The sequence below is a fragment of the Clavibacter sp. VKM Ac-2872 genome (assembly GCF_015351105.1).
Classification (GTDB): Bacteria; Actinomycetota; Actinomycetes; order Actinomycetales; family Microbacteriaceae; genus Clavibacter.
Window position 1 is genome coordinate 1,050,142 of sequence record NZ_JADKRR010000001.1, and the last position, 23,130, is coordinate 1,073,271.

Sequence of the window (23,130 nt, forward strand, 5' to 3'; positions counted from 1 at the left end):
GCGGATCCATCATCCGCTGAGCGCCGAGGGGCGTCCGATCCGCACCACGGTGCGGCGGACGCCCCTTCGTGTGTGAGAATCGCATCTCACGGCACGGGGACGCAGGGGGACGCATTTGTTCGACAACGGGGTGGACCGGGTCCGGCGCGCGCGCCGACGCTCGCGGCTGATCGCCTGCCTGGCCGTCTGGGCCGTCGCGCTCGGCGTCGGGCTCGTCGGCACGGGCACGATCGGAGGTCCGGCCGAGCCCGCGCAGGCCGCGTCGGGCGCGGACTTCGACCCCGGCATGATCATCAGCGACGCCAAGTTCTACGACGGCGACGCGATGTCGCAGGGCGACATCCAGTCCTTCCTGCAGGCGCGCGTCCCGAGCTGCGCCTCCGGCTACGTGTGCCTCAAGACCTACGTGGAGAACACGCCCGCGCGCGCCGCGGACAGCCGCTGCTCGAGCCTCCAGGCGTCGCGCCTCAGCGGCGCCGACATCGTCTACTGGGTCGGCCGCGCGTGCGGGGTCAGCCAGGCCGCGCTCCTCGTGCTCCTGGAGAAGGAGCAGGGCCTCGTCACCGACAGCACGCCGAACGACCGCCAGTTCCGCAGCGCCACGGGCTACGGCTGCCCGGACACCGCCGCGTGCGACTCCCTGTACTACGGCTTCTTCAACCAGGTCTACAACGCGGCGCACCAGTTCAAGGTGTACCAGTCCACGCCGGCGCGCTGGAACTACCAGGCCGGGCGCAGCAACCGCATCCTCTGGCACCCGAACGCGGACTGCGGATCCTCGCAGGTCACCATCCGCAACCAGGCCACCGCGGGCCTCTACATCTACACGCCCTACCAGCCCAATGCCGCCGCGCTGAACAACCTCTACGGCACGGGCGACTCGTGCTCCTCGTACGGCAACCGCAACTTCTGGCGCCTCTACACCGACTGGTTCGGCAGCACGAGCGACGGCCCGGTGTCCTCCTTCGTCAAGGTCGCGACCGACGACAGCGTCTACCTGGTGAGCGGGGGGCAGAAGCACCCGGTCACCGACTTCGCCGTCTACCAGACGCTCTCCGCGCTCGGCGGCATCAGCACGGTCGGCCGCTCGTACCTCGACGCGCTCGTCACGGGCATCCCGGCGTCCGAGCTCGTGCGCGACCCGGCGGACGGCACGATCAGCCTGGTGCAGGGCGACCGTCAGCACGCGTTCTCCTCCTGCGACCTGGTCGCGTCGTACGGGTACAGCTGCTCGGCGGCCGTCCCCCTGGATCCGGGCCAGCTCCGCGCGGTCCCGCAGGCCGGCGCCATGAGCGCGTTCTTCACGCTGCCCGGCGACGGCACGGCGTACCTCCTCGACAGCGGCGTCAAGTACCCGGTGTCCAGCTGGTCGGCGCTCGTCGCGCTGAACGGCGGCGCGTCCGCCTTCGTCGGGCAGATGCGCGCGCAGGTCGGCGCGCGGTACTCGACGGGCCACGTGGCGCTCGAGCCCGGCACGCTCGTGAAGTCGGCGAGCAGCGCCGACGTCTACGTGGTCGACGGGCTGAACCGCCGGGTCGGCGTGCCGGACTTCGCCGTCACGCGCGAGCTGGGCCTCGGCCAGGCCTACAGCACGGTGACGCAGGGCACCCTCGACGGCTACGCGCGGTCCGCGGCGAACCTGTCGCTGCTGGTGCGCTGCGGCGGCACGTCGTACCTCGCCACGCAGGGCGGCATCGTCGCCCTGGCGAACCCCGGCTCGACCGGTCTCCCCGTGACGGACCTCGTGCCCACCACGTGCAACGCGCTCGACGCCACCGGCGGGACCGTGACCGGGTCGGTGCTCGTGAAGAGCGCGTCGGATCCCAGCGTGTACGTCCTCCAGGGCGGGCAGGCGCGGCCGGTGTCGAGCTGGGCGCGGCTCGTCGCCCTCGCGGGCACCTCGTCGCCGACCATCACCACGATGGGCGCCGCGGCCCTCGCCCGGATCCCGGTCGGCGCCGCCTACTGATCCGCGTCCGGCCGCTCCTCCCGCCCGGCTGCATCGCCGCGGCAGGCGGGAGCGGCCGGGAGCGGTCGACCCACCGGATACAGTGGGGCCGCACCGGTCGACCACGGGGCGGCCCGTCGGCCGGCTCCTCGAGCGCCCGGCGCGGCGAGGAGAGCACATGGACCAGCACGCGCACGACGTCGACGCCCCCCGCGAGCCGACCCCGCCCCCCGGGATCCTCCTCCGGCTGATCAAGGACGAGCGTGTCGCGTTCCTGCTCGTCGGCGGCTTCAACACCGTGCTCGGCACGGCATGGTTCGCGCTCTTCTACCTGCTGTGGGGCCACGAGATCCCGTACCCGGTCGTCCTCGTCATCGCGTGGGCGGTGCAGCTGCCGATCGCGTTCACCCTGCACCGCAAGCTGGTCTTCCGGGTGAGCGGCAACCTCCTGCCGGACTTCTCGCGCTACACGCTCGTGAACCTCATGCCCCTGTTCGCGAACATGATCCTGCTGCCGCTGGTCGTGGAGACGACGCCGCTCCAGCCGATCGTCGCGCAGGTGCTCGTGACCGTCGTCATCACCGTGGCGAGCTACACCGGCCACAAGTTCTTCTCGTTCCGCCGGCCGCGCGACGAGGCGGCGCGCTGATCCCGACGCCCGGCCGACGCCCGCGCGTCATCCGGGCCGGTGCTGCTCCGGGAGCCCGTGCCGCCAGCTGCGGCCCTGCGCGGCCTTGACGGCGCAGATCACGAGCAGCACCCACCCCCACTCCACGAGCGTGACGCTCTCCGCGAGCGACGCGACCACGAGGACGACGAGCACGAGCGCGGTCCAGACGTAGCCGACGCCGCGCTTGGTGGTCGCCAGCACCCAGGAGCGCCCGAGCGCGAGGGCGCAGAACGCGGCGAACAGCACGAGCCCGACGAGGCCCGCCTGCAGGTAGAGGTCGAGGTAGGCGTTGCGACCGGTCTCCTGGGCGCCCCGGCTGACGAGGTCGAGCGCCGTGTAGGGGTACGCGTCGAGCCGCCAGAAGCCGACGAAGCCCCAGCCCTCGATGGTGTTGAGGTCGATGAGGCGCAGCATCTCGCGCCAGAGCGCGACGCGCTGGAGGTAGTCGGGCCGCGCCTGCAGCACCTGCAGCACGGGGGAGCGGAACGCCACGACCAGCACCGCGGCGATGGCGGCCAGCACCAGGACCGCGCTGGTGGCGAGCGGCCGTGCCTGCCGCGCGAGGTGGCGGAGGCCGAGCATCGCGAGGGCGGCGACGGCGAGCACGAGGAACGTGCCGAGGATCACCGACGACCGGGTGAGCGACGCCACGAGCAGCGCGACGACCAGGGAGAAGGCACCGCGGCCGCGCGAGACGGACCGGGTCATGAGCTCGACCGCGAACGTCACCGCGGCGACGAGGGCGAGGATCCCGAGGGCGTTGCGCTCGCCGAGCAGCCCCTGGATCGGGCCGAGGCGCTCGAGCGCGCCGCGGATCCCGAGGAACGGGATGGGGCCGTCGATGAGGAGCCCGGCGAGCACCTCGAGGGCGAGGGACGACACCAGCACCAGGCGCAGCACGTCCCCGACCGCGCGCACGATCTGGATGAGGTCGCGGACGACGCCGACGTACACCGCGAGGAACGCGGACGCCGCGAGGTAGAGCACGCCCCCGGCCGCGTCCGGCTGGTAGGCCGTCCAGAGGAGCGTCGCGGCGCACCAGCCGACCAGGACGAGCAGGGAGATGGGCAGGAGGCCCCGCCACTCCCAGTCGCCCCGCTTCGCCGCGAGGGACGCCGCGGCCATCGCCACGAGCGCGGTGACGATCGCGAGGAGACCGGCCCAGCCCACGGTGGACCGGAGCGCGTGCGACAGGACGGCCGTGCCGAGGATGCACTGGGTGAGCGCGGCGGAGAAGCGCGCGGAGCCCAGGAGGTCGGGCACGCGCTCGGGGAGGGGCAGGAGGGCGGGGCGGGTCATGCGTCGGCCATCACGGGCGGTCGGCGGGGCACCGGGCGGCCGCGCGGATCAGGCGACGCGGGGGTCGGCGACGGGGGAGGGCGCCGCGGCGGACGGCGCGGCCGCGGGGGTCGCGGCGTCGATCCGGGGAGGGGACGCGACCGCGACGGTCGGCCCGGCCTCGGGGCGCACCGGGCGGCGGCGCGCGTCGTCGGGCCCGGGGACGTCCTCGCGCGCGACCATGCCGGACTTCGTCGCGATCGCGATGACGACGAGCAGCAGCCAGTTGCCCTCGTACAGCAGCCGGCTCTCGGCGAGGCTCTGCACGACCAGCGCGGTCATCAGCAGCAGCGGCGCGAGCGCCAGGGTGGAGTACGGCTCGACCCGGTCCCTGCGGTGCTGCGGACGGTCGATGGCGGCCCACCAGGACCGCACGTAGGTGGTGACGACGAACGAGGCGAAGGCCAGGAGACCGATCGCCCCCACCTGCAGGAGGACGTCGAGGTACGCGTCGTGGGCCTGCAGGTACGTGACCCCGCTGCGGACGGCGAGTCCCTGGAAGGGGTGCACCCATGGCGCCCAGTAGCCGATCCAGCCCCAGCCGACGACGGGGTGCTGCTGCGCGAGGCCGAGCACCGACTCCCAGATCTGGAACCGGCCCGTGAGGTCGGGGGAGCGCCCGAGGAGCTCGAAGACCTCGGCCGTGCGCGTGGCGACCACGCCCGCGCCGACCACGGCGGCCACGACGACGCCCCCCGCCAGCACGAGCCGCCCGCGGATGCCGACGCGTCGGGCGATGAGCGCGAGCGCGGCGACGACGCCGGTCATGATCAGCGCGACCAGGACCGTCGAGCTGCCCGTGAGCGTCAGGGTGAGGAGGGCGACGAGGATCCAGATCCCGGCGTCACGGCGGCGGACCGTGCGCGCCGCGTACTGCAGCGCGAACACGATGAGGCCGAGCAGCGCCACCATCGCGAGCAGGTTCGCGTTGCCGACGACGCCCTGGATCCGGCCGCCGCTGAGCAGCTCCCCGCGGGTCCACGCGAAGGCGGCCGGCGCGCGGGGACCGTAGTCGGTGAAGAAGGGCATCACCGGCTGGCGCACCACGACCGCGATGAAGAGCTCGAAGGCGAGCGACAGACCCAGGATGATGCGGAGCGCCCGCCCGAGCGCCTGCACGATCTCCGCCCACGACAGCGCCACCACGAGCGTCAGCGCCGCGATGGACGTCGACAGCTGGATGATCACGCCGAGCGCCGACTCCGGCCGGTACTGCGACCACGCGATGGACAGCACCGCGATGCCCGTGAACGCGAGGAGCGGGATGGGCAGCACGCGCACGCGCGGAAGGGGCCGTGAGCGCACGAGCAGCGTGATGCAGGTGACCAGCACGGCCAGCGCGATGGCGCCGAACCCCCACCAGCTGAGGCTGTCGCGCCACATGTCACCGGCGAACGTGGTGACGAGGACGAAGGTCGCGAAGCTCCGGAGGGCTCGGCGGCTGGCGGTGGGCATGCCCATCAGGGTATCCGGCCCGAGGCCCGCGTCCCGCCGCCCGGGCGGAGCGGGCTCGGCGGCCCCGTGATCGCCCGCGCGACGCGCGCCCCGCTGTCCATCAGACGAAGGCCGCGTGCCCCGTGATCGCCCGTCCCACGATGAGGGTGTTCATCTCGCGGGTGCCCTCGTAGGAGTAGATGGCCTCGGCGTCGGCGAAGAAGCGGGCCACGTCGTAGTCGAGCACGATGCCGTTGCCGCCGAACGCCTCGCGGCACCACGCGACGGTCTCGCGCATCCGGCTCGTGGCGTACGCCTTGGCCAGGGCCGAGTGCTCGTCGGACTGCGTGCCCTCGTCGACCATCTCGGACGCGCGCGTCACCAGGCCGATGGACGCCGTGATGTTGCCGAGGCTGCGGACGAGGAGGTCCTGGATGAGCTGGTGGGCGCCGAGCGGCTTGCCGAACTGCTCGCGCTCGCCCGTGTAGGCGACCGCGGCCTCGTAGGCGCCGATCGAGATGCCGATGGCTGCCCACGCCACCTCGGCGCGCGTGAGGCGCAGCACCGCGGCCGTGTCGGCGAACGACGTGCCGTTCTGCAGCCGGTTCGCGTCCGGCACGATGACGCCGTCGAGCTCGATGTCCGCGTTCTGCACTATGCGCAGCGCCTGCTTGTCCTCGATCCGCGTCGCGCGGAAGCCGGGGGAGTCGTTCGGGACGAGGAATCCCTTGACCTGGCCGTCGTCGGCGTCCTTGGCCCAGATGACGGTGACGTCGCTGATGGTGCCGTTGCCGATCCAGCGCTTGGCGCCCGTGATGCTCCACTCGTCGCCGCGACGGGTGGCCACCGTGCGGAGCCCGCGCGCGGAGTCGGATCCGGACAGGGGCTCGGTGAGCCCGAACGACCCGAGGAGCTCGCCGGACGCGAAGCGCGGCAGCCACTCGGCGCGCTGCTCGGGGGATCCCGCGACGGCGACGCTGCCCATCACGAGCCCGCTCTGCATGCCGACGACGGTCGCGATGCTCGCGTCGACGCGGCCGAGCTCGAGCGCCGCCCAGCCGCGGTACACGGCCGAGTTCTCGAACGGGCGGGTCTCGGGGAACGGCATGCCGAACATGCCGCGCGCGGCGAGGCCCGCGATCACGTGGCGGGGGAACTCGGCGCGGGCCCAGAGCCCGTTGACGTGCGGCCGGACCTCGGCCTCGAGGTACGCGCGCAGGTCGGCGAGGGACTCCTTCTCCCGGTCGCCGAGCCGGGTCTCGTAGCCGTAGAAGTCGCCGATGAGGGGGGTGAGGGACACGATGCTCCGTTGCGGTTCGTCGGCGCCCTCGGGGACGGGCGCCTGCGGCCGAGCCTAGGTCGGCGTCCCGGCCGGGTCGTCATCGATTGGTACTTTGGTCGCGTCCGGACAGGACGCGCCCGCCCGGGCGTTGTAGGTAGCCGCCAAGCCCGACAGGATCGCCCGTGTTCACTGCCATCGCCAACACCCCCCGCGACTACGCCTGGGGGTCCCGCACCGCGATCGCCGAGCTCCTGGGCCGCGAGGCATCCGGCGGCCCCGAGGCCGAGCTGTGGCTCGGCGCGCACGACGGCTCGCCGACCCGCGTGGTCGACCCGGCATCCGCGGGCGGCGCGAGGACCCTCGCCGAGTGGATCCGCCGCGATCCCGCGACCACCCTCGGCCCGCTCGCCCGGGGCCTGCGTCACGGCGACGGTCCCGGCCTCCCGTTCCTCCTCAAGGTGCTCGCCGCCGACGGCCCGCTCTCGCTGCAGGCGCACCCGGACCTGCATCGCGCGCGCCTCGGCTTCCGCGACGAGGAGGGGCGCGGCATCCCGATCGACGCGCCGCACCGCAACTACAAGGACCCGCTGCACAAGCCCGAGCTGATCTTCGCGCTCAGCGACGAGTTCCACGCGCTCTGCGGCTTCCGGCCGCTCGCGGAGGTGCGGGAGGTATTCACGCTGCTGCTCACGCTCGACGCGTCCGGGCCCGACTCCGACCCGGCCGTGATCCGCACCGTCCTGTCGCGCCTCACGGGCTCCGAGGCCGACGTGCTGCGCGACACGTTCGCCTTCCTCATGGGCGGCGGACCCGAGGTGCGTCGCCTGGTCGACCGCGTCACGCTGCTCGCGAGCCTCGCCTCCGACCGGCAGTGCCGCGAGTTCTCGACCGAGATGCGCACCGTGCGCGAGCTCGCCCAGGCGTACCCGGGGGATCCCGGCATCGTCACGTCCCTCCTCCTCAACCGCGTGACGCTCCGTCGCGGGGAGGCGCTCTACCTGCCCGCGGGCAACATCCACGCGTACCTGCACGGGCTCGGGATCGAGCTCATGGCCGCCTCCGACAACGTGCTGCGCGGCGGCCTCACTCCCAAGCACGTGGACGTGCCCGAGCTCCTCGACGTGCTCGAGTTCCAGGCGCTGCCGGTGCCGTACCTCGCGCCCGAGCACGCCGCGCCCGGCGTCGAGCTCTACCGGCCGGACGTCCCCGACTTCCTGCTGGCGCACATCACCCCGGCCACGCGCGACCATGCCGCGGGCGATGCGGGCGCGAGCGTCGTGGTGGTCGACGGGCCGGCCGTCCTCCTGTGCACCTCGGGACGGATGACCGTCCGCGGCCAGGCGTCGACGGTCGTCGTCGGCCGCGGCGACGCCGTGTTCATCACGCCGGACGAGGGCCGCCTCGTGGTGACGGGGGAGGGCGAGGCGTTCCTCGCGACGACCCCCGCACCCGCACCCGGCGGCGACGCGGACGGCGCGGACGACGGCGTCGGCGCGTGACCGGCGGCCGGATCGCCGTCGATAGGGTGGCCGCATGACATGGTTGGTCACCGGCGGCGCCGGCTACATCGGTTCGCACATCGTCTCCGCGTTCGCGCGTGCGGGGATCGACACGGTCGTCCTGGACGACCTCTCGAGCGGGCACGCGTCGTTCGTGCCGGACGGCGTGCCGTTCCACCGCGGATCCGTGCTCGACCGCGAGCTGCTCGCCCGCGTCCTCGGATCGGGCGACATCCGCGGCGTCGTGCACGTGGCCGGCTACAAGTACGCGGGCGTCTCCGTCCAGCGCCCGCTGCACACCTACGAGCAGAACGTGACCGCCACGGCCGTCCTGCTCGAGGAGATGCAGCGCGCGGACGTCGACAGCATCGTCTTCTCGTCCTCGGCGGCCGTCTACGGGACGCCCGACGTCGACCTGGTCGACGAGCGCACGGCCAAGGCGCCCGAGTCGCCGTACGGCGAGTCCAAGCTCATCGGCGAGTGGCTCCTGCGCGACCAGGGCATCGCGGCGGGCCTCCGGCACGCGTCGCTCCGCTACTTCAACGTCGTGGGATCCGGCGAGGAGGGCTACTTCGACACCAGCCCGCACAACCTCTTCCCGCTCGTCTTCGACGCGCTGCTCGACGGACGCACGCCGCGGATCAACGGCGGCGACTACCCGACGCCCGACGGCACGTGCGTGCGCGACTACATCCACGTCGTCGATCTCGCGGCCTCCCACGTCGCGGCCGCGCGCCGCCTCGAGGCGGGGGAGCCCGTCGAGCCCGTGTACTGCCTCGGCAGCGGCGCGGGCGTGAGCGTCCGCGAGATCATGACGGCCATCGCCCGCGCCACGGGCATCGACTTCGAGCCGGAGGTGCGCGACCGCCGCCCCGGCGACCCGGCGCGGATCGTGGCCTCGGGCGAGCTCGCCGCGCGCGACATCGACTGGGCCATGCGCCACTCCCTGGACGACATGGTCACGAGCGCCTGGCACGCCCGCCAGGCCGGCACCGCGGCCTAGCGCCGGCGGCGAGCGGCGGCGCGTCGCAACCCTCGAGGAGCGGCTGAGGGTTTACGCTCCGCGGCTTGACGCGAGCGAGTTACACCGGTGTAATTATGACGATGAGCTGGGGCCGGCCGGGCGCCCCGGCCGCGTGGGGAGATCGTGACATGGCACTACCTGAGTACCACGCCGGAGTCCCCGACGACTGGTTCGTCGACCCCGTCCGACTCGGGGTCCCGGGCGTCCGCAGCGTCGACGACGGCAACCCGCTCGCATGGCAGGCCGACTCGCTCTGCGCGCAGACCGACCCCGAGGCGTTCTTCCCCGAGAAGGGCGGCTCCACGCGCGACGCCAAGAAGATCTGCGGCTCGTGCGAGGTGCGCAGCGAGTGCCTCGAGTACGCGCTGGAGAACGACGAGCGCTTCGGCATCTGGGGCGGCCTGTCCGAGCGCGAGCGCCGGAAGCTCCGCAAGCGCGCGGTCTGACCCGGCCACCCACGGCCCCGCGGCGCCCGCGTTCCGGCGCGCCGTCCCGCTGCGGCGGATCCCCATCACGCACCACGTAGGGTCTCCTCTGTCATGCAGCCACGAGTAACCGCGATCCTCGTCGCCCACGAGGGCGCGCCGTTCCTCGACCGGACCCTCCAGGCCCTCGCAGCACAGACCCGGCGGCCCGACCAGGTGGTCGCGGTCGACCTCGGGTCCCGCGACGGATCCGCCGCCCTCCTCGCGGCGTCCGATCCCACCCGGATGGTGCAGGCGCCGGCCCGCATGACCTTCGGGCAGGCGGTCGAGCAGGCCGTCCGCGTGATCCCGGCGCCGGAGGGCGACCACGAGCTGCTCTGGCTGCTCTCCGCCGACAACGCGCCGGCGCCCGACGCGCTCGAGCGCCTCCTCGCCGCCGTGGAGGCCTCGCCGAGCGTCGCGGTCGCCGGCCCGAAGCTCATGGAGTGGGACCACCCCGGCTACATCCACGAGATGGGGACGACGCTCACGACGCTCGGCGCGGCCGTGCCCGTCGTCGACGTCGAGCTCGACCAGGCGCAGTACGACGAGATGAGCGACGTCCTCGGCGTGGCCGCGGGCGGCATGCTCGTGCGCCACCGCCTCTGGGACGAGCTCGGCGGGTTCGACGACGCGCTGCCCGTCATCGACGACGCGCTCGACCTCTGCGTCCGCGCCCGCCTCGCCGGCCACCGCGTCGTGGTCGTGCCCGCCGCCCGCGTCGCCTCGGCGGGCGACGCCGCCCCCGGCACGGCCTTCCTCGGGAAGCGCACGCCGCGCCGTCGCCGCCGTCGCCTGCGCCGGCAGGCCCAGCTGCATCGCCGTCTCGCGTACGCGCCGCCGGCCGCCGTCTCGTTCCACTGGCTCTCGCTCGTGCCGCTCGCGATCCTGCGCGCCCTGCTGCAGATGCTGCGCAAGCGGCCGACCGCCGCGCCCGGCGAGATCGGCGCCGCGGTGCGCGTGGCGGTGGCGCCCGGACGGATCCTGGCCAGCCGTCGTCGTCTCGCCTCGACGCGCACGGCGCCGTGGTCGAGCATCGCGTCGCTCCGTCAGCCGCTCGCGGTCGGACGTCGCCGCCGGTCGCTGGCCCGGGAGCAGTACCGCGTGGAGCACATGGGCGTCTCCGACGGCGTGGAGTTCCTCGCCACGGGAGGCGGCTGGACCGTGCTCGCGGCGCTCCTCCTCTCCGCCGTGATGTGGCTGCCGCGGCTCACCGGCACCGCCCTCGTCGGCGGGCAGCTCCTGCCGCTCGGCCCGAGCGCCGGCGCGCTGTGGGCGCAGGTCGGCATCGGGGTCCGCGGATCCGGCGCGGGGCCCGTCGCCCCCTCCGACCCCTTCGCCTACGTGCTCGCCGTGCTCGGCAGCGTCACCGCGTGGGAGCCGTCGCTCGCCGTCCTCGGCCTGTTCGTGGCCGCCCTGCCCCTCGCCGCCCTCGCTGCGTGGCTCTGCGCCGCGCAGCTGACGCGGAACGCCTGGTTGCGCGCGCTGGCCGCCCTCGTCTGGACCCTGGCGCCCACGCTGCTCGTCGCGCTCGGCGACGGCCGCCTGCCTGCCGTGCTCGCGCACCTGCTCCTCCCGTGGCTCGCGCTGGCGGTGCTGCGTGCGCCGCGCTCGTGGTCCGCGTCCGCCGTGGCGGGGATCCTGATGGCCGCCGTCGGCGCCTCCGCCCCCTCGCTCGTCCCGGCCGTCCTCGTGCTGTGGCTCGTCGCCACCGTGCGGGCCGGACGCCACGCCGGGCGGCTCGTGACGATCCCCGTGCCGCTGCTCGCCCTCGTCGCGCCCCTCGTGGTCTCCCGCGTGATGCAGGGGCAGCCCCTCGCGCTCGCCGCCGACCCGGCAGTCCCCGCGGGCTTCACGCCCGCCGACGTGCCCGGCCTCGCGCTGGGCTTCCCGACCGCCGGCCTCGGCGGCTGGTCCGCGTTCGTCGACGGGCTGGCCGCCGGGTCGCCGGCCGGCGTGGCCCTCGTGGTCGTCGCGGTGCTGGTCGCGCCGCTCGTGCTGGGCGCGATCGCCGCGCTCTTCCTCCGCGGGTCGCACCGCGCCGCGCTCGCGCTCGGCGTGACGGTGCTCGGGTTCGCGACCGCGGTGCTCGCCGCGCGGACGGTGATGCAGTCGACCGGGTCCGACGTCGTCGCGGTCTGGCCCGGATCCGGGCTCAGCCTCCTCTGGCTCGGGCTCGCCGGAGCGCTCGTCCTCGGCTTCGCGACGCTCGGCCGCCGATCGGTCGTACCCGGGCTCGTGGCCGCCGTGACCCTGGTCGTGCTCGCGCTGCCGCTCGTCTCCGCCGCGGCCGCCGGATCCACCGTCGTGCGCGCCACCGCGGACACCTCGCTGCCCGGGCTCGTGGTCGCCGAGGCCGCCACGGATCCCGCGGTCGGCACGCTCGTGCTGCGCGCCGGGGACGACGGCTCCCTGTCCGCCGACGTCGAGCGCGGCGCCGGCCGGACCCTCGAGCAGGTCTCCACGGTCGACTCGACCATCGGACCGCTGTCCGACACGCAGACCCGCGTCGCCGAGCTCGCGGGCAACGTCGCCTCCCGATCGGGCCTCGACGCCACCGACGACCTCCGGGCGCTCGGGATCAGCTACGTGCTCCTCCAGACGCCCGGGGGCGACGCCGAGGCCGCGGTGCACGACCGCGCCCGCGCCGCGCTCGACGACGACCCCGTGTTCACCGCCGTCGGGCAGACCGAGGCGGGGCTGCTGTGGCGCTTCGTGGGCAGCGACGACCTCGTCGCCCAGGTCGCGGGTCCCGGCAACCTCGACGACCCGGGTCGCGCGAGCGTGCTCGCGGCGCAGGCGCTCGTCTTCGCGCTGACCCTGCTCCTCGCGATCCCCACCGGCGGGCTCGCCGCGCGCAGCCGACCGCTGCCGGCCTATCGCGAGCCCGTGGCCGCCACGGACGCACGCCCGGCGGACGCCGCGGAGCCGCGGCCCGTGCACGATGACCGCGGGACCCCCGCCTACCCCGACGAGCCGACGGGCCAGGCCGCGGAGTCCGTGCCGTTCGGCGACATCCCGCAGGCGGGGGAGCGCCGCTCCGGCGACGACGGGGAGGGCGGCGACGACGGATCCGCGCCCGACCGCGACCTCGCCACCGACGACGACCGCAGGAGGACAGATGGCCAGGCGTGACGCCGTGCGCATCGCGACGCGCGTGACCACCGGGATCGTCGGCGTCGCCGTGCTGGGGGTCGTCGTCACCGGCGCGCTCCTGCTGCCACCCGCCGCGGTCGACGCGAGCGCCCCCTCGGTGCTCGTGACCCCCGTGGCGACCGACCAGCAGCGCGTCTGCCCCGGCGCGCTCCTCCGCCCGCCCGCGGCCGATGCGGCGTCGACGACGACCGCGGTCGCCGTGGGGAGCGCCGCCGTGACGACCGGATCCGCGACGACCGGATCGACCGGCACCGCCCCCGCCGTCCGCACCTCGCGCATCCAGGCCCCCGATGTGCAGGGGGCGGCGTCCAGCGCGCCGTCCGTGCTCGCCGCCGCGGGCGCCGTCGACGACGCGCCGACCGACCTCGCGGGCGCGGCCTCCGAGATCGCGACGCAGGCCGACCTGGCCGGGCTCGCCGCCGCGTCGTGCTCCGAGGCCACCGCCGACGCGTGGCTCGTGGGCGGCGCCACGACCACCGGCCGCACCACGTTCGTCGTGCTCGACAACCCGTCCGGCGTCTCCTCCACCGTCGACCTCGCCATCACGGGCGAGGACGGGGCCGTCAGCGCACCCGGCGCCAGCGGGATCTCGGTCCCGGCCGGCGGTCGCCGCGTGCTCAGCCTCGCGGGCCTCGCCCCGGACCTCTCCTCCCCGGCCGTGCACGTCCAGAGCCGCGGCGGCCAGGTCGTCGCCCGGCTCGAGCAGAGCACGGTCCGCGGGCTGCTCGCAGGCGGCGTCGACTGGATCGGTCCTGCCGCCTCCCCGGCCACCGCCCTCACCATGACCGGCCTCCGCATCGACTCGCAGGCCGCGCCCGTCGCGCCCGTCGACGGCCAGGATGCGGCCGCCGACGACGAGGGCGGATCGGCGCCCGGAACGGGCTCGGATGCCGGCCCCGAGCCCGACCGCACGACGGCGGTGCGGATCCTGGCCCCCGGGACCGAGGACGCGGACGTCAGCGTGAGCGTCACCCCCGAGGAGGGCACCGACGGCACGGGCACCACCTTCACGGTGCAGGTCGACGCAGGACGCACGGTCGACGTGCCGGTCGCCGACCTCACGGACGGGCGCTACGCGGTGACCGTGCAGAGCTCGGTCCCGGTCACGGCGGCCGTCCGCAGCGTGTCCGGCGCGGCCGAGAGCGGCGCGACCGACTTCGCGTGGCTGCCGTCAGCCGAGGCGCTCACGCGGGACGCGCTCGTCTCGGTGCCCGCGGGCCCGGCACCGCTCCTGCACCTGCGGAACGCTGGGGACCAGCCGGCCGCCGTCACCGCGCGGCCGACCGACGGCTCCGCGGCGGTGTCGCTCGACGTGCCCGCGGGATCCGAGGTCTCGGCCGCCGTCGAGGGCGGGCGCACCTACCTGCTCGAGGGGGCCACGGGCCTCACGGCGACCGTCACGCTCGCCGAGCCCGGGCGATCCGCTGCCCTTCCCGTCGTGCCGGTCCTGCCCGCCGCCGACCCGCTGCGCGTCCACCCCTGACGCCGAGCGCGACGTCCGCCGGACCGCGGCGCGCGCGTCCGGCGGACGCCTGGCACCCGTTCGGGATCCGCGCCTAGTGCGGGTCGTACCTGTCGGGGGCGAGGTCCCACGGGTCCTTGCCGAGCAGCTCGGCGACCGCGCGGTACACGCAGCCCTCGACGAGCGCCCGCTGGTGGTACGCGTCGTCCTCGTGGAGGTGGGCGAGGCGCTCGATCGGGAGCCGGTAGAAGATGACGCGGCGCTCGTCGGCGAGGACGCTCCAGCGGTCGATGCCGTCCCGCTCGCTGTTGTCGGCGGGCAGCGCGGCCACCTCGAACGAGACGCGGTCGAGCTCATCGGGCCAGAGGCCGCGGAGGTACTCGGCAGCGGACGCGATGGTCTCGTCGAAGACGTCGGCGCGCGTGCGCAGCACCGGCAGCTCCGGCCCGGTGACGGGGGAGCGGAGGCCGCGGCCGTGCCGATCCCGCCAGGATCCCCGGATGGAGACGTGGCCTCCCCGGCGGCGCGATCGTGGCATGGCCCCATCGTACCGGCCGGGGTCGGCGGTAGTGTGGGCCCGACATGACGAACAGGCCCTGCTCCCGCGTCGGCTGCACCGGCGGCGCCACGACCACGCTCACCTACGTCTACGCGGACTCGATGGCCGTCCTCGGTCCCCTCAGCCACGACTCCGAGCCGCACAGCTACGACCTCTGCGACCGCCACGCGGCCCGCCTCTCGGCCCCGCAGGGCTGGCAGATCGTCCGGCACGGCGTCCTCGGTGAGGTAGGTTCCTGAGCATGACGACGACTGCCGCCGAGACGCTGACCGCCATCGTGAAGACCTACGACGTGCGAGGTCTCGTCGGGAGCCAGCTCACCGAGGAGCTGGTCACGGCCCTCGGCGCCGGCTTCGTCGACGAGCTCGGCGCCGCTGGCGGCGAGATCGTCGTGGGCCACGACATGCGCGACTCCTCGCCGTCGTTCGCCCGGGCCTTCGCCCGGGGCGCCACGGCGCGCGGCGGGAACGTCCTCCTCATCGGGCTCTGCTCGACGGACGAGACCTACTTCGCGTCGGGATCCCTCGACGCCCCCGCGGTCATGTTCACCGCGAGCCACAACCCGGCCACGTACAACGGCCTCAAGTTCTCCCGCGCCGGCGCCCAGGGCATCAGCCTCGACACGGGCCTCGCCGCCATCCGCGACCGCGCCATCGGCTTCCTGTCGGACGGCATCGCCCCCGTCGAGCCGGCGGGGGAGGTGCGCGAGCGCGACGTGCTCGCCGACTACGCGGGCTACCTCCGCCAGCTCGTCGACCTCGCCGGGATCCGTCCGCTGCGCGTCGTGGTCGACGCCGGCAACGGCATGGGCGGCATGACCGTCCCCGCCGTGCTCGGCACCGCGGCCGGCCTGCCGGAGCTGCCCATCGAGATCATCCCGCTGTACTTCGAGCTCGACGGCACCTTCCCGAACCACGAGGCGAACCCCCTCGAGCCCGCCAACCTGGTCGACCTGCAGAAGGCGGTCGTCGAGCACGGCGCCGACCTCGGCCTCGCCTTCGACGGCGACGCGGACCGCTGCTTCGTCGTGGACGAGAAGGGGCAGGCGGTCACGCCCAGCGCCGTCGCCGCCATCGTCGCGCTCCGCGAGATCTCACGCGTGAAGGCGCAGTCGCCTGGCGAGGAGGTCACGGTGCTGCACAACCTCATCACCTCGCGCATCGTGCCGGAGACCATCGAGGCGGCGGGCGCCACGGCCGTCCGCACGCGCGTCGGCCACTCGCTCATCAAGGACCAGATGGCCGCCACGGGCGCCGTCTTCGGCGGCGAGCACTCCGCGCACTACTACTTCCGCGACTTCTGGGGCGCCGACAACGGCATGCTCGCCGCCATGCACCTGCTCGCCGAGTTCGGCCAGACCGACGGCCTCATGTCCGACCTCTCGGCGCGCTACACGCCGTACGCGCTGTCGGGCGAGATCAACAGCACGGTCGACGACGTGCCGGCCGCCTACGAGCGCATCGTCGAGGCCTTCCGCGGACGCGGCGAGTTCGACGAGCTCGACGGCCTCACGGTCGACGGCCCGGTCGGCGACGACGGGTCGTTCTGGTGGTTCAGCGTCCGGCCCTCGAACACCGAGCCGCTGCTGCGCCTGAACGTCGAGGCGTCGACCGAGGAGAAGATGGCCGCCCTCCGCGACGAGCTCCTGGGGCTGATCCGCGGGGCCTGATCCCGCGACCCGCACCGCTTCCGACGCCGCGTCCCCCTCGAGGGGCGCGGCGTCGTCGCGTCCCAGGCTGTGCACGCGGCCATACCCCAGGGGGGTTCCTTCCGGTACCCCCAGGGGGTACCATGGACGGGAACGGGAGGTGGCCGCGATGGTCGGGTACAGCGAGGGCAAGGACGACATCCTCAAGCGGCTGCGACGCGCGGAGGGGCAGGTGCGCGGGATCGAGCGCATGGTCGAGTCCGACACCTACTGCATCGACGTGCTCACGCAGGTCTCCGCCGTCACGCGCGCCATGGAGACCGTCGCGCTGAAGCTGCTCGACGACCACCTCGCCCACTGCCTCGCGGAGGCCGCGAGCGAGGGCGGCCAGGTCGCGGACGACAAGGTGCGCGAGGCCTCCGCGGCCATCGCGCGGCTCGTCCGGTCCTGATCCGCCGTGCCCATCGACATCGCACGACCCGAAGGAGTCCCCATGACCACCACGACCTTCCCCGTCACCGGCATGACCTGCGCGCACTGCGTCGCGAGCGTCACCGAGGAGGTCGGCGAACTGCCGGGCGTCGCGTCCGTGGCCGTCGACCTCGTCGTCGGCGGCGCGTCCACCGTCACCGTCGAGAGCGAGCGGCCGCTCGACCCCGCGGCCGTGCGCGCCGCGGTCGACGAGGCCGGGTACGTCGCGGGGCTCTGACATGACCGACCCCGCATCCGGATCCGGACCCGCCGCGGGTCCCGTCGCCGCGCCGGCCGAGGACGGCGTGGTGCTGACGCGCGTCGACCTCGACGTGCAGGGCATGACGTGCGCATCGTGCGCGATGCGGATCGAGCGGAAGCTCGGCCGGATGCCCGGGGTCGAGGCCGCCGTGAACTACGCCACCCGTCGGGCGCGCGTGCAGCTGCCCGCGGGCACGAGCGTCGAGGACGCGATCCGCACGATCGAGCGCACGGGGTACCGGGCGTCCGAGCGCGCCGGATGGGGGAGCGCGCCGACGGACGGCGTCGCGTCCGTCCCCGCCGTCCCTGCTGCGCCCGAGGTCCCGGTGGTGCCCGAGCCCCCGGCGGTGCGCGCGGTCGCCGCTCCGCCCGTCCGGGACGCCGTCGCCGCCCGCCGCCCCGACGCCGACGAGCTCGCGCTCCGGCAGCGCCTCGTGGTGTCCGCGGCGCTCACGGTCCCCGTGTTCCTCATGGCGATGGTCCCCGCGCTCCAGTTCCGCGACTGGCAGTGGCTGTCGCTCGCCCTCGCCGCGCCCGTCGCGGTGTGGGGCGCCTGGCCGTTCCACCGGTCGGCTGCCATCAACGCGCGCCACGGCGGCGTGGGCATGGACACGCTCGTGAGCATCGGCGTCGCGGCCGCGTTCCTGTGGTCGCTGTACGCGCTCTTCCTCGGCGACGCGGGCGAGCCCGGCATGCGCATGACCATGAGCCTCGTCTCGGAGCCCGGCGGGGGATCCGGGGACGTCTACCTCGAGGTCGCCGCGGCCGTCACCGTCTTCCTCCTGGGCGGCCGCTACCTGGAGGCGCGGGCCGCCCGCGCGTCCGGCGCCGCCCTCGCCGCGCTCCTCGACCTCGCGGCCAAGGACGTGGCCGTGGTGCGCGACGGCGTCGAGGCGCGGATCCCCATCCGCGACCTCCGCGTCGGCGCGGAGTTCGTCGTGCGGCCGGGCGAGCGGATCGCGACCGACGGCGTGGTCGTCGACGGATCCGGCGCCGTCGACCGCTCGCTCCTCACGGGCGAGTCCCTGCCGGCGGAGGTCGGCCCCGGCGACGAGGTCACGGGCGCCACCCTCAACGCCGGCGGCCGCCTGCTCGTGCGCGCGACGCGCGTGGGGGAGGAGACCCGCCTCGCCCGCATGGCCGCGCTCGTGGAGGAGGCGCAGACCGGCAAGGCCCGGATCCAGCGCCTCGCCGACCGCGTGTCGGCCGTCTTCGTGCCCGTCGTGCTCGTGCTCGCCGTCGGCACGCTCGTCGGCTGGCTGCTGCTCGGCTTCGCGCCCGAGGCCGCGTTCACGGCGGCGGTCGCGACGCTCATCATCGCCTGCCCGTGCGCCCTCGGCCTCGCGACGCCGACCGCGCTCCTCGTGGGCACGGGCCGCGGCGCGCAGCTCGGGATCCTCATCACCGGTCCCGAGGTGCTCGAGTCGACCCGCCGCATCGACACGGTGCTGCTCGACAAGACCGGCACGGTCACGACGGGCGTCATGTCACTCGTGCGCGCGGTCCCCGCGGCCGGCGTCGACGCCGACGAGCTCGTCCGCGTCGCCGCCGCCCTCGAGCAGCGCTCCGAGCACCCGATCGCGCGCGCCGTCGTCGAGGCCGCGGGCGCTGGGTCCCTGCCCGAGGTGTCCGGGTTCGTCGCGACCGCGGGCCTCGGCGTGCACGGCGTGGTGGACGGCCGCGCGGTCGCCGTCGGCCGACCGGCGTGGCTCGCCGACGCCTGGTCCGCCGAGCCGGACGCCGCGCTCACCGCGGCGCTGCGGGACGCCGAGGCGGGAGGATCCACCGTCGTCGCGGTCGCGTGGGACGGCGCCGTGCGCGGCGTCCTCGCCGTCGCCGACACCGTCAAGCCCACGAGCGCCGAGGCCGTCCGCCGGATCCGCGCGCTCGGCCTCCGCCCCGTCCTCCTCACGGGCGACACCGCGGGCGCCGCGCACCGCGTCGCCGCGGAGGTCGGCATCGACGAGGTGATCGCGGGTGTCCTCCCCGAGGGCAAGCTCGATGCCGTGCGCCACCTGCAGGCCGAGGGCCGCGTGGTCGCGATGGTCGGCGACGGCGTGAACGACGCCGCCGCCCTCGCGCAGGCCGACCTCGGGATCGCGATGGGCACGGGCACCGACGCGGCCATCGAGGCGGGCGACATCACGATCGTCCGCGGCGACCTCGTGCTCGTGGCCGACGCCGTGCGGCTCGCCCGGCGCACGCTCGGCACGATCCGCGGCAACCTGTTCTGGGCCTTCGCCTACAACGCGGCCGCGATCCCGGTCGCCATGCTGGGCCTCCTCGACCCGCTCCTGGCCGGGCTCGCGATGGCGCTCTCGTCGGTCTTCGTCGTCACCAACAGCCTGCGTCTGCGGTCCTTCCGCTAGCGGGCGCGCGCCCGTCCGTCATCCACGGGCGGCCGTCACGCGTCGGATGCGAGACTGGACGCATGACCCTGCTCCCGGACGCCACCAGCACCGCCCTGCCCTTCCGCGTCGCCGACCTCTCCCTCGCGGAGTCCGGCCGCCACCAGATCCGCCTCGCCGAGAACGAGATGCCCGGCCTCATGGCCCTCCGCGAGGAGTTCGGCGCGTCGCAGCCGCTCGCGGGCGCGCGCATCGCCGGATCCATCCACATGACCGTGCAGACGGCCGTGCTCATCGAGACCCTCACGGCCCTCGGCGCCCAAGTGCGCTGGGCGAGCTGCAACATCTTCTCCACGCAGGACGAGGCCGCGGCCGCCGTCGCGGTCGGCGCCGGCACCCCGGAGGCGCCCGCGGGCGTGCCGGTCTTCGCCTGGAAGGGCGAGACGCTCGAGGAGTACTGGTGGTGCACCGAGCAGATCTTCGACTGGTCGGGCGAGGCGCAGGCCGCCGACGCCGACTGGACGGGCCCGAACATGATCCTCGACGACGGCGGCGACGCCTCCCTCCTGGTGCACAAGGGCCGCGAGTACGAGCTCGCCGGCGTCGTGCCCGAGACGCCGGAGGACGCCAGCCACGAGTACCGCGTGATCCTCGACACGCTCCGCCGCAGCCTCTCCGCGTCCTCGGACCGCTGGACCCGCCGCGCCGCCGACATCCAGGGCGTCACCGAGGAGACCACCACGGGCGTCCACCGCCTCTACGAGCTGGCGCGCGACGGCGAGCTGCTGTTCCCGGCGATCAACGTCAACGACTCGGTCACCAAGAGCAAGTTCGACAACAAGTACGGCATCCGGCACTCGCTGCCCGACGGCCTCAACCGCGCCACCGACGTGCTCATCGGCGGCAAGGTCGCGTTCGTCGTCGGCTACGGCGACGTGGGCAAGGGCGCGGCCGAGGCGCTGCGCGGGCAGGGCGCGCGCGTCATCGTCTCCGAGGTCGACCCCATCTGCGCGCTCCAGGCCGCGATGGACGGCTACCAGGTCGCGAAGCTCTCGTCCGTCATCGAGACGGTCGACATCCTCGTCACCGGCACGGGCAACGTCGACGTCGTGCGCGTGGACGACATCCAGCGCATGAAGCACCAGGCCATCATCGCCAACGTCGGCCACTTCGACAACGAGATCGACATGGCCGGGCTCGAGCGCCTCGAGGGCGTCGAGAAGGTGGAGATCAAGCCGCAGGTGCACGAGTGGCGCCTGCCGTCGGGCCGCAGCGTGCTCGTGCTCTCCGAGGGGCGCCTGATGAACCTGGGCAACGCCACCGGCCACCCGTCGTTCGTGATGAGCAACTCGTTCACGAACCAGGTGCTCGCGCAGATCGAGCTCTGGGTGCGCAACGAGCAGTACCCGATCGGCGTGTACGTGCTGCCGAAGCACCTCGACGAGAAGGTCGCGCGCCTCCACCTCGACGCGCTCGGCGTGGAGCTCACCGAGCTCCGACCCGAGCAGGCCGCCTACATCGGCGTGCCGGTCGAGGGCCCGTACAAGGTGGACCACTACCGGTACTGATCCGCGCGGGTCATGCCGACGCCGTCCGTCCCCGCCACGGGACGGGCGGCGTCGTCGCGTCCGGCGGCTCAGCCGGGCGTGGATCCGCCGCGCGCCGGGAACCCGTGCGGGAGCCCCGCGAGGATCGGCTCGAGCGACGCCATGCGGTCGCGCTCCAGCATCAGCGCGCGGTGCTCGCGCTCCCGGCGGACGGCGCCGACGGCCGTGACGAACGACTCGGGATCCGTGGCGGGCAGGGGCGACACGTGCACCGCGGCCTCGTTCGCCAGCTCCGCCGCGAGGCGCGCGCGGGACGCCGGCGTCATGGAGGTGCGCTGGGCGAGGAAGCGGGCGAGTCGGCGGCCGAGCGCGTCCGGCAGGCGCCCGACGTCGGCCTCCGACGCCCACGCGACGAGGTGCGGCGGGACGGGCGGCAGGGGCACCGGATACGCGGGCACCCGCTCGTGCTGCGAGCGGGTGCCGGCCACGAGGTCCCCGAGGCGCTGGGCGCGTGGGCTGAGGAGGCCCACGAGCGCGGCGAGCCCGCCGAGCGTGAGGTAGATCTCGAGGATCCCGACGAGCGCCCGGGCCACCGCGTGCCGGAGTCCGATGCCGCCGCCGTCCGCCCGCACGATGCGCGCGCCGACGGCCCACCGCCCGAGCGACCGGCCGCGTGACGCGACCTCCACGACCACCGGCAGCACGACGATCGCGAGCACGATGGCGGCGATGGCCGCGGCGGCGCCGGACGCGCCGTCGAGGAGGCCCGCCTCGGCGAGCCGCCCGATCAGCAGCAGGAGCAGGAGGCCCACGACCAGGGAGGCGATCACGTCGATGGCGGCGCCCGCGGCCCGCAGCACGAAGCCCGCGGGACGGACGTCGAGGGCGACGGCCTCGCCGACCACGAGCGCGTCGGGACCGTCCGAGAGCATCGGGTCGTGCGCGTCGGCTGCCGCCATGCATATAGTCAAGCAGATGGACCTCGACGCCTACACCGCCGCCCACCGGGACGACTGGGACCGGCTCGCCCGCCTCGCGGGCCGGAGCCGTCTCACCGGACCCGACGCCGACGAGCTCGTCGACCGGTACCAGGCGGGCGCGGCGGAGCTGTCCGCGATCCAGGCGGCGGCCGGATCGACCGCGCAGGGCGACCGGCTCTCGGTGGCGCTCTCGCGGGCCCGCATGCGCTTCACCGGGCAGACGACCAACGTCGCGTCGCGCATCCCCGCGTTCTTCGCCGTCGACCTGCCCGCTGCGCTGTACCGGATCCGCTGGCTGACGCTCGCGGTCGCCCTCGTCACGGTCGCGATCGTCGCGCTCTACGCCACCTGGATCCTCCGCGACCCGTCGATGATCGCCAGCCTCGGCAGCGACGCCGACCTGCGGAAGTACGTCGAGGACGACTTCATCGACTACTACAGCGCGAACCCGGCGGCCTCGTTCACGGGCCAGGTCTGGACGAACAACGCGTGGATCGCCGCGCAGTGCGTCGCCTTCGGCATCACGGGCCTGTGGGTGCCGTACGTCATCCTGCAGAACGCGCAGGGCCTCGGCACGACGACCGCGGTGATGTTCTCCTACGGCGAGGGCGACACGTTCTTCTCCTACATCCTCCCGCACGGCCTGCTGGAGCTGACGGCGATCTTCGTGGCCGCCGCCGCGGGCCTGCGCATCTCGTGGGCGTGGATCGCCCCCGGCGCCCGCACGCGCGGGCAGGCGCTCGCGGAGGACGGGCGCGCGCTCATCACGGTGGCGATGGGGCTCGTGCTCGTGCTGCTGGTCTCCGGGATCATCGAGGGCTTCGTGACGCCGCAGCCGTGGCCCGTGCCGCTCAAGATCGCGATCGGCGCGGTCGCCCTCGGGGCGTTCCTCTTCTACATGGTGGTCGTGGGCGGCCGGGCGGCGCGCGCGGGCGCGACGGGCGACCTCGACGAGTTCGAGGCGGGCGGCCGGCGGATCGTCGCGGGCTGAGCCGCGGGATCCGCCGCGCCGCCCGCCTCGCGGGTCGTGCGGGTTGCG

General features: G+C 74.5%; 19 protein-coding genes. 14 read left to right on the forward strand and 5 right to left on the reverse strand.

Annotated elements, in window-relative coordinates:
- The first annotated feature begins 115 nt into the window (after nt 1-115).
- On the forward strand, nt 116-1,969 hold the full coding sequence (locus ITJ40_RS05010) for a hypothetical protein (protein WP_228511808.1): 1,854 nt from the start codon (nt 116-118) through the stop codon (nt 1,967-1,969).
- A 157-nt stretch (nt 1,970-2,126) separates the two neighbouring features.
- Complete coding sequence (locus tag ITJ40_RS05015; RefSeq protein ID WP_194666025.1) at nt 2,127-2,597, forward strand: GtrA family protein; 471 nt, start codon at nt 2,127-2,129, stop codon at nt 2,595-2,597.
- A 27-nt stretch (nt 2,598-2,624) separates the two neighbouring features.
- On the opposite strand, the gene ITJ40_RS05020 is transcribed toward ITJ40_RS05015, so the two are convergent.
- The 3 genes from ITJ40_RS05020 to ITJ40_RS05030 form a co-directional block, all read right to left on the reverse strand.
- Nucleotides 2,625-3,917, reverse strand: coding sequence for an O-antigen ligase (locus tag ITJ40_RS05020; protein WP_194666026.1), 1,293 nt, complete (start codon nt 3,915-3,917; stop codon nt 2,625-2,627).
- 48 nt (nt 3,918-3,965) lie between these two features.
- Nucleotides 3,966-5,411, reverse strand: coding sequence for an O-antigen ligase (locus tag ITJ40_RS05025; protein WP_228511810.1), 1,446 nt, complete (start codon nt 5,409-5,411; stop codon nt 3,966-3,968).
- A 100-nt stretch (nt 5,412-5,511) separates the two neighbouring features.
- Nucleotides 5,512-6,690, reverse strand: coding sequence for an acyl-CoA dehydrogenase family protein (locus ITJ40_RS05030; RefSeq protein ID WP_194666028.1), 1,179 nt, complete (start codon nt 6,688-6,690; stop codon nt 5,512-5,514).
- A 164-nt stretch (nt 6,691-6,854) separates the two neighbouring features.
- Here ITJ40_RS05030 and manA point away from each other — a divergent pair, with 164 nt between their 5' ends.
- From manA to ITJ40_RS05055, 5 genes are all read left to right on the forward strand, one after another.
- Nucleotides 6,855-8,171 carry a mannose-6-phosphate isomerase, class I gene (gene manA, locus ITJ40_RS05035; RefSeq protein ID WP_194666029.1) on the forward strand — a complete coding sequence of 439 codons (1,317 nt, stop codon included), beginning with the start codon at nt 6,855-6,857 and terminating at the stop codon, nt 8,169-8,171.
- A 34-nt stretch (nt 8,172-8,205) separates the two neighbouring features.
- On the forward strand, nt 8,206-9,174 hold the full coding sequence (galE, locus tag ITJ40_RS05040) for a UDP-glucose 4-epimerase GalE (protein WP_194666030.1): 969 nt from the start codon (nt 8,206-8,208) through the stop codon (nt 9,172-9,174).
- A gap of 149 nt (nt 9,175-9,323) precedes the next feature.
- Nucleotides 9,324-9,641, forward strand: a complete 318-nt coding sequence (locus ITJ40_RS05045; RefSeq protein WP_012298082.1) for a WhiB family transcriptional regulator — start codon at nt 9,324-9,326, stop codon at nt 9,639-9,641.
- Between the two features lie 93 nt (nt 9,642-9,734).
- Nucleotides 9,735-12,794: a glycosyltransferase family 2 protein gene (locus tag ITJ40_RS05050; protein ID WP_194666031.1), complete on the forward strand. Its 3,060-nt coding sequence runs from the start codon at nt 9,735-9,737 to the stop codon at nt 12,792-12,794.
- Entirely contained in the window at nt 12,781-14,298 is a 1,518-nt protein-coding gene (locus ITJ40_RS05055; protein ID WP_194666032.1) for a DUF5719 family protein, read from the forward strand. The genes ITJ40_RS05050 and ITJ40_RS05055 overlap by 14 nt, the downstream gene beginning before the upstream one ends.
- A gap of 73 nt (nt 14,299-14,371) precedes the next feature.
- Here the strand turns inward: ITJ40_RS05055 and ITJ40_RS05060 are convergent, their stop codons facing one another.
- Nucleotides 14,372-14,815, reverse strand: coding sequence for a metallopeptidase family protein (locus ITJ40_RS05060; protein ID WP_194666033.1), 444 nt, complete (start codon nt 14,813-14,815; stop codon nt 14,372-14,374).
- A gap of 44 nt (nt 14,816-14,859) precedes the next feature.
- On the opposite strand from ITJ40_RS05060, the gene ITJ40_RS05065 reads away from it, so the two are divergent.
- The 6 genes from ITJ40_RS05065 (at nt 14,860) to ahcY (ending at nt 21,132) form a co-directional block, all read left to right on the forward strand.
- A complete protein-coding gene (locus ITJ40_RS05065; protein ID WP_012037719.1) occupies nt 14,860-15,075 on the forward strand; it encodes a DUF3499 family protein in 216 nt (71 codons plus the stop codon).
- A 2-nt stretch (nt 15,076-15,077) separates the two neighbouring features.
- Entirely contained in the window at nt 15,078-16,505 is a 1,428-nt protein-coding gene (locus ITJ40_RS05070; protein ID WP_194666034.1) for a phosphomannomutase/phosphoglucomutase, read from the forward strand.
- A gap of 148 nt (nt 16,506-16,653) precedes the next feature.
- Entirely contained in the window at nt 16,654-16,935 is a 282-nt protein-coding gene (locus ITJ40_RS05075; protein ID WP_194666035.1) for a metal-sensitive transcriptional regulator, read from the forward strand.
- 42 nt (nt 16,936-16,977) lie between these two features.
- Nucleotides 16,978-17,193: a heavy-metal-associated domain-containing protein gene (locus ITJ40_RS05080; RefSeq protein WP_194666036.1), complete on the forward strand. Its 216-nt coding sequence runs from the start codon at nt 16,978-16,980 to the stop codon at nt 17,191-17,193.
- Between the two features lies 1 nt (nt 17,194).
- Nucleotides 17,195-19,585 (forward strand): cation-translocating P-type ATPase, encoded by a 2,391-nt coding sequence (locus ITJ40_RS05085; protein WP_194666037.1) that lies wholly within the window; start codon nt 17,195-17,197, stop codon nt 19,583-19,585.
- A gap of 62 nt (nt 19,586-19,647) precedes the next feature.
- Nucleotides 19,648-21,132 (forward strand): adenosylhomocysteinase, encoded by a 1,485-nt coding sequence (ahcY, locus tag ITJ40_RS05090; RefSeq protein ID WP_194666038.1) that lies wholly within the window; start codon nt 19,648-19,650, stop codon nt 21,130-21,132.
- Between the two features lie 68 nt (nt 21,133-21,200).
- Here the strand turns inward: ahcY and ITJ40_RS05095 are convergent, their stop codons facing one another.
- A complete protein-coding gene (locus ITJ40_RS05095; RefSeq protein WP_194666039.1) occupies nt 21,201-22,070 on the reverse strand; it encodes an RDD family protein in 870 nt (289 codons plus the stop codon).
- Between the two features lie 16 nt (nt 22,071-22,086).
- Here ITJ40_RS05095 and ITJ40_RS05100 point away from each other — a divergent pair, with 16 nt between their 5' ends.
- On the forward strand, nt 22,087-23,082 hold the full coding sequence (locus tag ITJ40_RS05100; RefSeq protein WP_194666952.1) for a stage II sporulation protein M: 996 nt from the start codon (nt 22,087-22,089) through the stop codon (nt 23,080-23,082).
- The last annotated feature ends 48 nt before the right edge of the window (nt 23,083-23,130 follow it).